The organism is Amycolatopsis sp. NPDC049868 (assembly GCF_044461365.1).
GTDB lineage: Bacteria > Actinomycetota > Actinomycetes > Mycobacteriales > Pseudonocardiaceae > Amycolatopsis.
The window spans coordinates 843,344-856,684 of sequence record NZ_JBITKV010000003.1; the positions used below are offsets into that span (position 1 = coordinate 843,344).

Below are 13,341 nucleotides of genomic sequence, written 5' to 3' on the forward strand. Positions count from 1 at the left end.
GTCAAGCCTTTCTGAGTTCTTCGACCGCTTCGCCGAGCCAGTCGGTGGTGGAGGAGAAGGAGAAGCCCAGGCCGGTCGCGCGTGAGGTGTTCAAGACGGCGTATCGGTCGAAGGAGAACGGTGAGGCGTCTCGTTCGACTACCCGGAACCGGGGCTTGGTGCTGATGGCGGCGGCGAGATCGAGCACCGACAGTTCGCCGTGCGAACCGGCGTTGACCGGACCGGTGAAGTCCGCGAGCGTGGCCCAGGTCAGGAAGTCCGCGATCTCACGTGCGTGGATGAACGTCGAGGGCCGCGGATCCGCGTGGATGTCCACGACCTCACCGGCGTCCAGCCGTTCGACGTAATGCCGCAGCCGGCCGGTGAAGTCTTCGCCACCGAGGACGTGCGCGACGCGTACCGAAGCGAAGGGCGTGGCTCCGCCGGCGAAGACGGTCTCGGCCTGGCGCTTGCCTTCGCCGTAGTCGTATCCAGGAAGCCCGAGGTCGACGGTCGCCGGGGTGATCAGCGATTCGGCCATCGGGGTTTCCGCCCGGACCTGGTCGTAGACCTCGATCGTGGACGTCATCACGTACCGGTCCGCGCGGAGGACACGGCGCGCGATCTCCGCCTGGACCGGCGTGTAGCAGACCTGGTCGAGTACGACGTCGAAGGAACGAGAACCCAGCGCGGCCTTGAGCCCGGCTTCGTCGTCGCGGTCGGCGATCAGGTGGGTGACACCGGACGGCGCGGGTGCGGAGCCACGGTTGAGGACGGTGACGTCCATCCCGGCATCACGCAGCCGCTCGACCACCCCGCGGCCGAAGTACCGGCTTCCGCCGAGAACGAGCACTTTCTTCATGTCCACCAGTGTTACGGTGGCGATCCGGGTGTTTGAAGGGGAGAACATGGGCGAAACGGCGGATTCACTGAAAGAACCTCGGTCAAATCGGAGTTTCGCTGAAAGCTCACTGGATGCGATCGATCGACGACTCCTCGAACTCCTTCAGGAGGAAGGCCGCATCACGTTGAGCGAGCTCGGGCGACGTGTCTCATTGAGCCCCGCCGCCGTCGGGGAACGCGTCAAACGCCTTGAAGCCGACGGCACGATCACCGGCTACGCGGCGCTGGTTTCGCCGACCGGGATCGGCCTCGGGCTGCGGGCGTTCGTGCGGATGGCGCCGCACAGCGGGTTCACCGTCCGGCATCCGCGCACGCGGAAGATCATGGACCGCCCCGAAATCCTCGAGCTGCACCATGTGGTGGGCGAGGACTGCTGGATCCTGAAGATCGCCGTGCGCGACACGAGCCACCTGGAAGAACTACTGGAGGACCTGTCCGCGTTGGGCGCCACGACGACGTCGATCGTCATGTCCAGCCCGATCGAAAGGCGAGTGCTGCTGCCCTTGTGATCTGTCACAAGAGGCTGCGGGTAAGTCTGGTCGTTGTCCTGGTTCAGGCCGCCGGTTTGTGACGCATGATGACTCGCATCACAAACTGACGAGTAACCGGAGGCAGGGATGCGGGCTCGGATCCTCACCACGCTTGTCGCGGCCTTGACGTTCACGATCGCCGTCCCGGCGGTGGCGAACGCGGCGCCGTCGAGCGGTTGGAACGACTGGTCGTGCAAGCCGAGCGCGAACCATCCCGAGCCCGTCGTGCTGGTGCATGGTCTCGGCGGCAACGCGACGACGAACTGGTTCCACCACGCGCCGAAGATCAAGGACGCCGGCTACTGCGTCTATTCGCTGACCTACGGCGCCACCGTCCTGGGTGGACAGTTGTTCGGCGGGCTCGCCTCCATGCGGAAGAGCGCGGTCGAACTCGGCGCGTTCGTCGACCGCGTGCGCACGAGCACCGGCGCGGACAAGGTCGACATCGTCGGGCATTCCGAGGGGACGACGATGCCCGCGTACTACCTCAAATTCGAGGGAGGCGCGGAGAAGGTGAAGCATTTCGTCGGCTTCGGCTCGAACTTCAAGGGCACGTCGCTCAACGGCTTCTCCGAGCTGGCGAAGGCCGTGCTTTCGCTGCCCGGGATCGATCTGCTCGCCGACGGCGTGTGCGGCGCGTGCCGCGAATACCTCGCGCCGTCGGGCTTCCTCGACGACCTCGCCCGTGGTGGGGTGAGCGTGCCGGGGCCGACGTACACGAGCATCGTGAGCCGACACGATCGAGTGGTCACGCCGTACACCAGCGGCGTGCTGGGCGAACCGGGCACGACCGACATCGTGTTGCAGGACCGTTGCGGCGTGGACGTTTCCGGACACCTCAGCCAGGCGATCGACCCGAACGTGACGGACCTGATCCTCAAGGCGCTCGACCCGGAAGGCGCTCCCGCGCCGAAGTGCGTGCCGTTCTTCGCGCCGCTGTAGCTCTGTGCCTATTGGTGAACCCGCGTCCGCGATCGACGTCGGCAGGGCGCGATCCGGTCTTCCAGGTCGCGGCGAGTGTCGATGGCGCCCTGCCACCGCGATAGCGGGGCCTTCGGCCAGGGCGGGTTCACGCGCACGGTCACCTTCCGGACAAAATCTCAGCTCCGCCAACCGGCTCTCAGGGCCGGGTCGCGTGCACCACGAACACCGATCGGACCCGATCCTCGGATTCGACGTCGAGGCGCTTCACGGTCACTTCGGTGAATCCGGCCGCGGAGGCCAGTTCCGCCGCGTCGTCCTCGGTTTCCGGCAGCTTCAGGTCGGCGGGGACGATCGCGGCGAACGCCTCCGACGGCCGGAACGCCGACGCGATCGGCAGGCTGAAGCCGACCCGCCCGCCGGGGCGCAGCGCACGCAGCCAGTCGCGCAGGGCGGCCGCGCCGAGGAAATGCAGCGAAGAGGCGCACAGCACGGCGTCCGCGCCTTCGTCCTCCACGGGCGACGGGACCGCGGAGGCGACCTGCCAGGTGATGCGCTTGCCGGGATCGTGGGTCGCCGCCTTCGCCTCGGCCTGGGCGATCATGCCCGGCGAGATGTCGATCGCCAGCACTTCGCCCGGCTCCAGGCGCAGCGCGGCGAACGCGGCCACGCCGGTCCCGGTCGCGACGTCGAGAACACGTTCGGGCGCCGTGCGGCCGAGACCGTCGACGAGCGCGTCGGCGACGAGGCCGTGGAAGGTGTCTTCGTCGTAGTGCGCGGCGATGCCGTCGAACAGCCCCGCAGCGATCTCCTCACTCACGGACGCGACTCTATCCGGGAGGCGGCGGCGCCCGGCGAAACCCAGGTCGGCGCGGTGATACCAGCACAGCTCCGGGTCGCCTTCGAGCCAGCACAGCAGGACGTCGACGCCGTCGAGCTCGGCGGGGAAGTCGACCAGGAGCGGGGCGAACCCCTTCAGCTCCGCCCCCGTCCGCTGGACGGTGGTCATCAGATCGTCCAACCGGGCCTGCGCGGCCTTCCACTCCGGCATCCCGCCGAGCGAGGTCTCCCGGCCGCCCGGGCGCAGGGAAGCGGCGAGTTCGGCCGCGTCGGCGCGGAGCCGGACGAGCTCGTCGAGCACCGGGCGTAGCCGGGCGAGTTCGGCGCGGGCTTCGGGAACGGTGAACAGACCCATACGCCGATGGTCCCAGCCGGCTCAGCGGCGCCTCCGGGCGAGTCTCGACGCGAGGCCCGCGCCGATCAGGAGGAAGCCGGTCCCGAGCAGGCCGCCGATGAACAGCCAGCTCGTGACGCCGTAGGTGACATCGTTCTTCGGCAGGAATTTCACCAGCCGGAAGCCCCACTCCGGGACGGCGATGGTGGCCACGCCGGGGGCGACGCCCCAGACGAGGCCACCGAGGATCGGGCCGGTCGCCGAGAGCGCGCCGAGCAGCCCGACGGCCAGCAAGAGGATCCCGCCGCCCACGAGCAGGCCGATGCTGAAGACGTCACGCTGGGTGCTGAGCGTCGCCTGGACGAGCATCTGCTGCCGCAGCCCGCCCCAAGCCAGCAGACCGAGGGCGACCGGCGTCAGGATCAGGCCGCCGGCGCCGCTGAGGACGCGTCGCACGCCTCGGCCGGCGCGCGGGTCTTCGGCGCCCAGGTCGTCGTCGAAAGGTTCGTACGGTTCATACGACTCGACGTCCTCGTACGGCCTCCGGGGATCTTTGGGTTGCTCGTACTCGCCGTACTCCTGGTAGTCCTCGTCGTCGTACTCCGCGACGTACCGGTGCGATGACATGGGCGGGTCACCTCCCTTAACCGGACTACGGACGCCGGCCCCCTTCGGTTCACTTTGATCTCCGCGGAGCGCGTTTAGCCCGCTAAACGCGATTTGAGCGGCGCCGCGAGAGGGTGCCGACCAGGCCTGCCCCGATCAACAGGAAACCGCTCGCGACCAGGGCGCCCATCGCCATCCAGGTCACCAGGCCGAGGCCGAGTTCCCGGGGCCCGATGTCGTAGATGAGGCTCATGAAGTCGCGGGGGCTCAAGAGGAAGGCCAGGCCCGGCAGCACACCCCACAGCAGCCCACCCACCACCGGCCCGAGCCCGGACAGCGCCCCGAGGAACGCGACGCCGAGCAGGAGCAGGCCGCCGACGATCAGCAGGGCCAAGCCGAGCGGGTCGTCGGTGAAGCTCAGGGCCTGTGCGAAGCCCCGTTGCAGTCGCGTGCCGCCGTAGATCGTCACGCTCAGCGCGACCGGCGTCAGCAGGACACCGCCGAGCCCGCTGATCACCCGGGGCACCGCGCGGCTGCTTTGCCTAGGCTGGCGGTAAGGCTCCGGTGTCGCCGGCTGCCCGTGCGGCGGCACGGCGTAGGGGTCGGTGGTCATGAGGTCCGCCTTTCCAGTGGCCGACGTGCCGATCGTCGGGTTCGGTTCGATGATGACGCGGTCGCCGACGTTCCCGTGACGGCCGGATGGCCGTCGGACGACCGGGTGACGTCGGACACATCAGGCTCGTGGAGACTTGATACCGACCACTACTGGAACCATCCAGGACCGTTAAGCAGTACGCTTGTACCGCTACCGGAGAGACTGAAGAAGAACGCGAAGATCCGCGGAAGGAGCACCGCTGCTCATGGCCAAGATCAAGGTCCAGGGCACCGTCGTCGAGCTCGACGGTGATGAGATGACCCGCATCATTTGGCAGTTCATCAAGGACAGGCTGATCCACCCGTACCTGGACGTGAACCTGGAGTACTACGACCTGGGCATCGAGGAGCGGGACCGCACCGACGACCAGATCACCGTCGACTCCGCCAACGCGATCAAGAAGCACGGCGTCGGCGTCAAGTGCGCCACGATCACGCCTGACGAGGCACGCGTCGAAGAGTTCGGCCTGAAGAAGATGTGGCTGTCGCCCAACGGGACGATCCGCAACATCCTCGGCGGCGTGATCTTCCGCGAGCCGATCGTCATCCAGAACATCCCGCGCCTGGTACCGGGCTGGACCAAGCCGATCATCATCGGCCGTCACGCGCACGGTGACCAGTACAAGGCGACCAACTTCAAGGTCCCCGGCCCGGGCACGCTGACGATGACCTACACCCCGGCCGACGGTTCCGAGCCGATGGAGTTCCAGGTCGCGCAGTACCCCGAGGGCGGCGGCGTCGCCATGGGCATGTTCAACTTCCGCAAGTCCATCGAGGACTTCGCGCGCGCCTCGCTGCAGTACGGCCTCGACCGTGAGTACCCGGTCTACATGTCGACCAAGAACACGATCCTGAAGGCCTACGACGGCATGTTCAAGGACGTGTTCGAGGAGATCTACCAGGCCGAGTTCAAGGCCGACTTCGACGCCAAGGGCATCTCCTACGAGCACCGCCTGATCGACGACATGGTCGCCGCGGCGATGAAGTGGGAGGGCGGCTACGTCTGGGCATGCAAGAACTACGACGGTGACGTGCAGTCCGACACGGTCGCGCAGGGCTTCGGCTCGCTGGGCCTGATGACCTCGGTGCTGCGCACCCCGGACGGCAAGACCGTCGAGGCCGAGGCCGCGCACGGCACGGTGACCCGGCACTACCGCCAGCACCAGCAGGGCAAGCCGACCTCGACCAACCCGATCGCGTCCATCTTCGCGTGGACCCGCGGCCTCGAGCACCGCGGCAAGCTGGACTCGAACCCGGAGCTGATCGGCTTCGCGAACAAGCTGGAGCAGGTCGTCATCGAGACCGTCGAGAGCGGCAAGATGACCAAGGACCTCGCGCTGCTGATCAGCAAGGACCAGCCGTTCCAGACCACCGAGGAGTTCCTCGCGACGCTGGACGCCAACCTGGCCAAGAAGATCGCCCAGGGCTGAGTCGCGTAAGCGCTTGAAGGCCCCCTTCCCTCGCGGAAGGGGGCCTTTCGCGTTGTGACGGTGGGTAGCCCGTGACCGATCGGGGTTGGCGCCTCCGGGTGGTTGGCAATCCGGGATCTGGGCGACCGTCCCGGCTTCTGCCACTCTGGACCGGACAGAAAACGATTCCCTTGTTCGAGGAGTGACCATCATGGCCATCTCGAAACCGATCTTGTTCATCGGCGGTGGACTGGCGCTGATCGTCGTCGTCGCCATCTCGGGACAGGACAGGGAGTCGAGCGCGTCGAGCCCGACCGGTTGCCAGGTCGTGGTGACGGCGGACGTGCTCAACGCGCGCGACACCCCCGGTGGGCAGAAGATCGTCGGCAAGTACGTCAAGGACGCGAAGATCGACGCGCAGCCGGTGGTCGAGAACGGCTTCCGCAAGATCGCCGAGGGCAAATGGGTGTCGGCCGAGTTCGCGCGCCCGGTCGAAGGCTCGAAATGCGGCCCGTGACCTGCGATTTCGCGTTTAGCCCGCTAAAGGCGACATGTGCGTTGACCTGCGGGATCGCGTTTAGCCCGCTAAACGCAGGTGGGTGCCTTCCGCGGCCGCCAGCACCTCGCCGCTGAACTCCTTCCGCGCTTCGGCCACCGAGACCTCACGGTCGGAACCGGGCCAGAAGTGGGTGAGCAGCAGCCGCCGGGCACCTCCGCGTTCGGCCCAGTACCCGGCCTCGCCCGCCGTCGACACCAGGCGTGGCGTCTCTTCGGGGGACGGGCCCTGGAGCGTGGCGTCGGCGATGAGCAGGTCGGCGTCGCGCGCCAGCTCGGCGAGGAGCGGGCTCGGCCCGCTGTCACCGGTGTAGGCGACGGTGAGCCCGGGCGCGGTCAGCCGCACTCCGTGGTTCGGCACGTGGTGCGGCAGCAGGAACGTGGTCATCCGGAACGGCCCGACCTCGCGCGGCGGGCCGAGTTCGTGTACGTCGAAGATCGTCGTCGGATGCGGTCGCGGTTCCAACGCTTCGAGCCGTCGCACGGTGCCCGGCGTGCAGTGCAGCGGGATCCTCGGCTCGCCCGGCAGCCCGTAGGCGCGAGCCCGGCCGAGCGCGCTCACGTCGGCGCAGTGATCGGGATGCTCGTGCGTCACCACCACCGCGTCGACCCGGCCGTCGGGGCAGTACTCGAACAGCCGTGACGCGGCGCCGTATCCGAGGTCCAGCACCACCTTGAAGCCCTCATGGACCAGGAGGAAGCCGGCGCAGGCCCGGCCGGGTTCAGGCCAGGCGCCGCAGCTGCCCAACACGGTCAGCTCGCTCATGCGCGCAGTCTCCCAGTGCCGATTCTGTCGGACCCTCCGGGTAGCGTGCGAAGGGTGCTGACCGTCTCCACTGTGAATGTCAACGGCCTCCGTGCCGCCGCGAAAAAGGGCTTCGTCGAGTGGCTGGGCTCGACGAAGGCGGACGTCGTCGCCTGCCAGGAGGTGCGGGCCGAGCTCAAGGAGCTCCCGGCCGGTGCCGCCGCGCCCGAGGGCTGGCACGTGGTGCACGCGCCGTCGGTGCAGAAGGGGCGCAACGGCGTCATGCTCTTCAGCCGGGCGGAGCCGGAAGAGGTCCGCATCGGTTTCGGCGAGCCCGAATTCGAGGACAGCGGCCGTTACGCCGAAATCCACCTGCCGAACGTCGTGGTCGCGAGCCTGTACCTGCCCAGCGGCGACGTCGGGACACCGCGGCAGGAGGAAAAGGAGCGCTTCATGGCGGCGTTCCTGCCTTACCTCGTCGACCTGCGCGCCAAGGCCGAGGCCGGTGGCCGTGAGGTCGTCGTCGTGGGGGACTGGAACATCGCGTACGACAAGATCGACCTGAAGAACTGGCGCGGGAACCAGAAGAGTTCGGGCTTCCTGCCGGAGGAGCGGGAGTGGCTCGGCCGCGTGTTCGGCGAGGCCGGCTACGTCGACGTACAGCGCAAGCTCGACCCCGAAGGCCCCGGCCCGTACACGTGGTGGTCGTACCGCGGGAAGGCTTTCGACAACGACACTGGCTGGCGCATCGACTGCCAGATCGCCACCCCCGGCCTGGCCGAGCGGTGCACCTCCGTCGTGGTCGAGCGCGCCGAGTCCTACGACCAGCGCTGGTCCGACCACGCGCCGGTGACGGCGACGTACTCCGGATAACCTGCGCGCAGGAGATCCGGGGGTGTGATGGAGACGAACGAAGCCAGGCGTATCGAGGCGACCAACGCCGAGCGCTACGCGATGTCCGGCCAGTACGGGTGGGAGTTCAGCCCGGACGCGCCGAACCTGCTGGAGCGCTGGACGGTCCTGCCGTTCAACCAGCGCGGCGACAAGCGGATGGCGTTCGGCGCGCTGAGCGGCGCGTACAACGGGCTTCGCTTCAGCGTCTTCGACTACCACCGCCGCCCGACGGTCACGAGCGTGCACACGCGGTGGACCAACAAGAAGGTCAACGAGCTCGACACGATCTCGATCGACACGGTCTGGGTCGTCACCCTGCCCGCGCCGATGCCGAACTTCCAGATCGTGTCGAGTATCGAGTCCGCCTGGGACGTCGATCAGTACCCGGAGCCCGCCACCGCGGACCGGAAGTTCAACCGCTGGTACAAGCTGATCGACACCGACCCGAACGTCGCGGTCGCCGTGCTGACGCCGCAGGTCGCCGCCACGATGCGGTCGTCGAAGCTGCACACCTGGTCGCTGGTGGGCGCGGAGCTGGTCTACGTCGAGAATCCGACCTTCGGCCGGACCAAGCCGGACGACGTGCTCTCCACACTCGGCAGGCTCACGCAACTGGTGTCGCTGCTGCCGTTCCACCTCGGCGGCGGGCAGCCCGCCGCGCCACCTCCGCCGCCGCAGCCCCACTATCCGCAACAGCCGTATCCGCCGCAGTATCCGCCCCCGCCGCAGTACGGTCAGCCGCCGTATCCGCCGCAACATCCGGGATACCCGCCGCAGCCGTACCCGCCACAGCAATACCCACCGCAGCAGTACCCACCGCAGCAGTACCCGCCACAGCAGTATCCGCCGCCGGGATACCCGCCGCGCGGTTACTGACGAGCCTTCGCGCTCTCCGTCCACACTGGACTTTCGACGAAGTGGTTGTCGAATTTTTCCTGGCTGTCCAAGAGATCCTGGACGGTCGCCTCGCCGTGCCCGACCTTCTCCAGTAGCCGGAAGTAGTCGAACCGTTCCACGCCGGGGACGAACACGATCAGGACGTCCGCCGGCGAGTCCACGGCCGCCCGGAACGCGTGTGTGGTCAAGGGCGGCACGACGAGCATGTCGCCTTCGGAAACGGTCACGATCTCTTCGCCCACAAGGACTTCCAGCTTTCCGCCGAGCATGAAGAACATCTCGGACGAGCCGGTGTGGTAGTGCGGCGCCGCGCCATCGGCGCCGATGCCCAACCGTGTTCTCGCGCTGCTCATGACTCCGCCTGTGGTCGAGACGTCGGCGAGCAGCGTGACGAACGTGGGGGCCGCGCCGACGGTCTCGGCTTCGGCGGCGCGGACGAGGACGGGTTCACGGGTTTCGATGCGCTGTGTCATGCCCTCGATAGTTCCACTGCTGATAGTTCGCTGTCAAACTATCTCCCGTCGAATAGACTGCGTTCGTGAGTGAACAACGAAACGCGGACGCGATCGACGCCGTCGTCGACGCCTGGCACCGCGAGCGGCCGGAACTGGATTTGACCGCGATCGGGGTCGCCGGCCGTCTCGGCCGCGTGACGATGCTGAGCACGCCGATGGTCGAGGCCGTCTTCGCGAAACACGGCTTGAAGCAAGGGGAGTTCGACGTGCTCGCGGCGCTCAGGCGGTCCGGGAAGCCGTACACGCTGATCCCGTCCGAACTGTCCGCGACCCTGATGATGTCCAGGGCCGGGATGACCAGCCGGATCGACAGGCTCGAGTCGGCGGGGCTGGTCGAACGGGCGCTCGACCCCGAAGACCGGCGCAGCTTCCGTGTCACGTTGACCGAGCGCGGATTCGAAGTCGTCGACGTCGCGATGACCGAGCACACGGCGAACGTCGCGAAGCTGCTCTCGCCGCTGGGGGAGGACCTCGGCGTCCTCGACGCTTCGCTGCGTCGGCTCCTGGCGTCCCTCGACGAAAGCTGAAGGGGCCCTTCGTCGCGTCACATGCGGCGAAGGGCCCCTTCAGTTCCCTGGATGGATCAGCAGTACAGGTTGCCGCCGGGGTCGACGCCGAGAATGCCCGTGAACTGCTGGTACTTGCTCACGCGGCTCTGCACCTGGGCGGGGTTGCCCCCGTTGCACTCGATGCTCCCGTTGATGCTGCGGATCGTCTCGCCGAAGCCGCGGCTGTTGACCATCGCGTTGTGCGGGGTCATCGTGCCGGGCCCGTTCTGGGTCATCCAGTACCAGATGCCGGTCTTCCAGGCGACCGCCGCGTCGTTCTGCACCAGCCACGGGTTGGTCAGCAGCGGCAGGCCCAGCGCGTCGCCGGCGGCCTTGTAGTTGAAGTTCCAGCTGAGCTGGATCGGGCCGCGGCCATAGTAGGCGGCGTTGCCGGCGGGGCAGCCGTAGGACTGGCTCGTGTCGCAGTAGTGCGGGTAGTTCGCCTCGTTCTGCTCGACGATGTGGACCAGGCCGCCGGTCTCGTGGCTGACGTTCGCGAGGAAGGCTGCCGCTTCCTGCTTCTTCACGGTGTCGCTGCCCGTGCCCGCGAAGGCCGGGTACGCGCTGAGGGCGGTGACCAGGCCGTTGTAGGTGTAGAAGGGGTTCCGGCTCGGGAACATCTGGTTGAACTGTGCCTCGCTGACCACGAAGCCGGACGGGTTCGGCGGGTTGGTTGTCCCGCCGCCGCAGGCGCCCTGATCGGCCCAGACCTGGGCCGTGCCTGGGGTTTCGTTCTGCGTCCACCACTTCGCGGACCAGTTGTGCCCGTTGTAGGAGGCGGTGTTGCCGCCCCAGTAGACCGAACTCGCGTTCCACGGCGCCACGCAGTCCGCGGCGGAGGCCGACTGGGTCGGGGCGACCACGGCGACCGTGGTGGCGGCGAAGGTGGCGGCGACCGCCGCGAGAATACGTCGAAGAGACATCGGTGGCTCCTTCGTACGAGGGGACCATGCAGGGAGATATTGGTCTATACCTTTAAGGGGTATGGCCAACAGGTATAGACCATTGCGCGCAAGAAACCAACCGGGGAAAGCCGGATCTTGCCTGTTCGGCCGCATGCGACAGTCGAATGGCCTAACCGCTGTCCGGTTTTGTCGGAAACCGATTCCCCGCACGACGACTCTGAGGCGAGGGGTGCTCGAAACATCCCCCCTGTGAGGGGCTAGTCTCGGGCCCCGAGTTGATCAGAACCCACAGGTCTTGACACGCTCGGTAGTTTTTTGACCAGCAACCTGGAAATGCTCACTCGTTCGGGTTAGCGTTCCGGTTCGGCAAAGTCACGTCACGGGAGGCACTCCGGTGCGGAACCCAGTTCATCTCCTGATGCGATCGTCCGTGCCCGCCGCCCGGGCCGCGGCGGTCATCGCGATCCCGGTCGCGTTGCTCGTCGCGGGCGCCGTTCCGGCGTCGGCCGCGGAGTCGGCGTCACGCTCGGAGATGGCGTTCGGCCTGCTGGGCCCGGTCGGCCTGATCGCCGTCGCGCTCGGCATCGTCGGCATGGCCTTCGGTGTGTTCCGTCAGCGCCGGAAGGCCCGCGCGGCCGCCGTCGCCCCCGCTCCCGTCGCCCCGGCTCAGCCCGCCGCACCGCCGGTCGCCGCGATGGCCGAGGCCGTGCTCGCGGACGATGCCCTCACTCGCCAGCAGCGCCCCTGACCTGCACTTTTCCGGCTCGGATCGCGTTTAGCCCGCTAAAGGCGACGCGCCCCGGGATCGCGATTAGGGGGCTAAACGCAGGTCGGTGCCCTGGGCGCGGCAGATCGCGTTTAGCCCGCTAAAGGCGACGCGGCGGATTTCTTGGGTAGGTACACCTAGTCCGGCCCGGATTGTTTAGCCGCGCCCTGATCGCCACGCTCGGGTCCATGACGGTGACGCGGCGTCGCAGCCGGCCCGGTGACCCCTTCCCCCTCGCCCTGGACCGGGCGATCACGGAAAGCGGGCTCGGGCTCGACCGGATCCGGCACCGGCTCGCCCGGCAGGGCGTCCGGATCAGTGTCGCGACCTTGAGCTACTGGCGGACAGGAAGAAGCCGCCCCGAGCGGTGCGACTCCCTGAAGGCGGTCGCGCTGCTGGAGCGGCTCTTCGAACTACCGCACGGATCCTTGCTGAACCGGCTGGGCCCGCGTCGCCCCCGGGGACGGTGGGGCGACGCGGGGACCGGATCAGACGCCGGAGTTGGTGCGGATCCAGCTGCGGAAGTAGGGGACGTCCACGTAGATCGACGGCCCGGTCGCGCAGGTGCTGCTGTTGTTCCCGGCGCGGCTGGTGGCGCCGATCAGCTGCCAGACTCCGCTGACCTGCTTGACCTGCGGGCCGCCCGAGTCGCCGTAGCAGGCACCCGAGTTGCCGTTGGGGTTGTTGGTGCAGATCTCGCTGGCGCCGCTGATGCCGAGGCACCGGCTGTCGGCGACGATCGAGGTGTTCAGCTCCTGGAGGTTGATCGGGGCGCCACAACCACCGCGGACGGGGCAGGTCTGGCCCCAGCCGATGATCCGCGTCGCGGTGCCAACGGCCCCGGACGCGTCGGCGATCGTGACCGGCGCCTGCGACACCGCCGTCGAGAGCCGCAGCAGCGCCAGGTCGGCGCTCGGGTGGGCGATGCGCTGGGCCACGCGGGCGACGGTGCCGCCGCTGGTGCGGTTCGTGGTGCCGACCCGCACCTGGTACGGCGTGCCACAGTGCTTCGCGGTGACCACCCAGGTCGAGCTGATCAGTGAGCCACCACACTGGTGGCTGCCGGAGCTCGACTGCTGGGACACCATGAACGAGTAGACCTGAGTCGCGTTGCCGCCGCCGACGATGTTCGGCTGGACGCCGCCGGTGGGCTCGGCCGCGGCCGCGACGCCGGACAGCGAGAAGACGGCCGCAGCCGCCATGGCCAAGCCCATCAGCAGGGATCGTGCCTTCATCTGGGTTCTCCTTCGGTGTGGCCGGAAGATCCGGTGCCATGAACGCTAGGAATCGGGCACCGTGCCCAGAACCGTCGGAAGTATGTGGCGTTTAACCGTTTAGCC

At 67.9% G+C, this 13,341-nt stretch carries 16 protein-coding genes; 8 read left to right on the plus strand and 8 right to left on the minus strand.

From position 1 onward, the window contains the following. Position 1: 1 nt before the first annotated feature. On the minus strand, positions 2–841 hold the full coding sequence (locus ACIBTM_RS17635) for an NAD-dependent epimerase/dehydratase family protein (protein ID WP_395877726.1): 840 nt from the start codon (positions 839–841) through the stop codon (positions 2–4). Positions 842–887: 46 nt separating this feature from the next. Here ACIBTM_RS17635 and ACIBTM_RS17640 point away from each other — a divergent pair, with 46 nt between their 5' ends. Both ACIBTM_RS17640 and ACIBTM_RS17645 read left to right on the plus strand, forming a co-directional pair. Next, on the plus strand, positions 888–1,391 hold the full coding sequence (locus ACIBTM_RS17640; protein WP_395878105.1) for an Lrp/AsnC family transcriptional regulator: 504 nt from the start codon (positions 888–890) through the stop codon (positions 1,389–1,391). A 108-nt stretch (positions 1,392–1,499) separates the two neighbouring features. Continuing rightward, positions 1,500–2,354: an esterase/lipase family protein gene (locus tag ACIBTM_RS17645; RefSeq protein ID WP_395877728.1), complete on the plus strand. Its 855-nt coding sequence runs from the start codon at positions 1,500–1,502 to the stop codon at positions 2,352–2,354. Positions 2,355–2,532: 178 nt separating this feature from the next. On the opposite strand, the gene ACIBTM_RS17650 is transcribed toward ACIBTM_RS17645, so the two are convergent. The 3 genes from ACIBTM_RS17650 to ACIBTM_RS17660 all read right to left on the minus strand — a co-directional run bounded on the left by ACIBTM_RS17650 (position 2,533) and on the right by ACIBTM_RS17660 (position 4,726). Continuing rightward, on the minus strand, positions 2,533–3,528 hold the full coding sequence (locus ACIBTM_RS17650; protein WP_395877730.1) for a DUF2203 family protein: 996 nt from the start codon (positions 3,526–3,528) through the stop codon (positions 2,533–2,535). Positions 3,529–3,549: 21 nt separating this feature from the next. Further along, positions 3,550–4,134 (minus strand): hypothetical protein, encoded by a 585-nt coding sequence (locus ACIBTM_RS17655; protein WP_395877732.1) that lies wholly within the window; start codon positions 4,132–4,134, stop codon positions 3,550–3,552. Between the two features lie 82 nt (positions 4,135–4,216). Further along, positions 4,217–4,726 (minus strand): hypothetical protein, encoded by a 510-nt coding sequence (locus tag ACIBTM_RS17660; RefSeq protein WP_395877734.1) that lies wholly within the window; start codon positions 4,724–4,726, stop codon positions 4,217–4,219. Positions 4,727–4,973: 247 nt separating this feature from the next. Here ACIBTM_RS17660 and ACIBTM_RS17665 point away from each other — a divergent pair, with 247 nt between their 5' ends. Both ACIBTM_RS17665 and ACIBTM_RS17670 read left to right on the plus strand, forming a co-directional pair. Further along, complete coding sequence (locus tag ACIBTM_RS17665; protein ID WP_038519480.1) at positions 4,974–6,197, plus strand: NADP-dependent isocitrate dehydrogenase; 1,224 nt, start codon at positions 4,974–4,976, stop codon at positions 6,195–6,197. A 190-nt stretch (positions 6,198–6,387) separates the two neighbouring features. Then, positions 6,388–6,693, plus strand: a complete 306-nt coding sequence (locus tag ACIBTM_RS17670; RefSeq protein WP_395877736.1) for an SH3 domain-containing protein — start codon at positions 6,388–6,390, stop codon at positions 6,691–6,693. 60 nt (positions 6,694–6,753) lie between these two features. Here ACIBTM_RS17670 and ACIBTM_RS17675 read toward each other — a convergent pair whose 3' ends face one another. Further along, positions 6,754–7,497: an MBL fold metallo-hydrolase gene (locus ACIBTM_RS17675; protein WP_395877738.1), complete on the minus strand. Its 744-nt coding sequence runs from the start codon at positions 7,495–7,497 to the stop codon at positions 6,754–6,756. A 45-nt stretch (positions 7,498–7,542) separates the two neighbouring features. Between ACIBTM_RS17675 and ACIBTM_RS17680 the strand changes: the two genes are divergently transcribed. Further along, positions 7,543–8,349: an exodeoxyribonuclease III gene (locus ACIBTM_RS17680; RefSeq protein ID WP_395877740.1), complete on the plus strand. Its 807-nt coding sequence runs from the start codon at positions 7,543–7,545 to the stop codon at positions 8,347–8,349. Positions 8,350–8,376: 27 nt separating this feature from the next. Continuing rightward, entirely contained in the window at positions 8,377–9,246 is an 870-nt protein-coding gene (locus tag ACIBTM_RS17685; RefSeq protein ID WP_395877742.1) for a hypothetical protein, read from the plus strand. On the opposite strand, the gene ACIBTM_RS17690 is transcribed toward ACIBTM_RS17685, so the two are convergent. After that, positions 9,240–9,740 (minus strand): cupin domain-containing protein, encoded by a 501-nt coding sequence (locus ACIBTM_RS17690; RefSeq protein ID WP_395877744.1) that lies wholly within the window; start codon positions 9,738–9,740, stop codon positions 9,240–9,242. The two genes, ACIBTM_RS17685 and ACIBTM_RS17690, sit on opposite strands and share 7 nt — an antisense overlap. A 65-nt stretch (positions 9,741–9,805) precedes the next feature. Here ACIBTM_RS17690 and ACIBTM_RS17695 point away from each other — a divergent pair, with 65 nt between their 5' ends. Continuing rightward, entirely contained in the window at positions 9,806–10,309 is a 504-nt protein-coding gene (locus ACIBTM_RS17695; RefSeq protein WP_395877746.1) for a MarR family winged helix-turn-helix transcriptional regulator, read from the plus strand. Positions 10,310–10,365: 56 nt separating this feature from the next. On the opposite strand, the gene ACIBTM_RS17700 is transcribed toward ACIBTM_RS17695, so the two are convergent. Further along, positions 10,366–11,253: a glycoside hydrolase family 19 protein gene (locus ACIBTM_RS17700; RefSeq protein WP_395877748.1), complete on the minus strand. Its 888-nt coding sequence runs from the start codon at positions 11,251–11,253 to the stop codon at positions 10,366–10,368. A gap of 400 nt (positions 11,254–11,653) precedes the next feature. Between ACIBTM_RS17700 and ACIBTM_RS17705 the strand changes: the two genes are divergently transcribed. Further along, the gene (locus ACIBTM_RS17705) at positions 11,654–11,983 is read left to right on the plus strand and encodes a hypothetical protein (protein WP_395878106.1); all 330 of its coding nucleotides are present in this window, start codon (positions 11,654–11,656) and stop codon (positions 11,981–11,983) included. Between the two features lie 506 nt (positions 11,984–12,489). Here ACIBTM_RS17705 and ACIBTM_RS17710 read toward each other — a convergent pair. Next, positions 12,490–13,236, minus strand: coding sequence for a S1 family peptidase (locus ACIBTM_RS17710; RefSeq protein ID WP_395877749.1), 747 nt, complete (start codon positions 13,234–13,236; stop codon positions 12,490–12,492). Between the last annotated feature and the right edge of the window lie 105 nt (positions 13,237–13,341).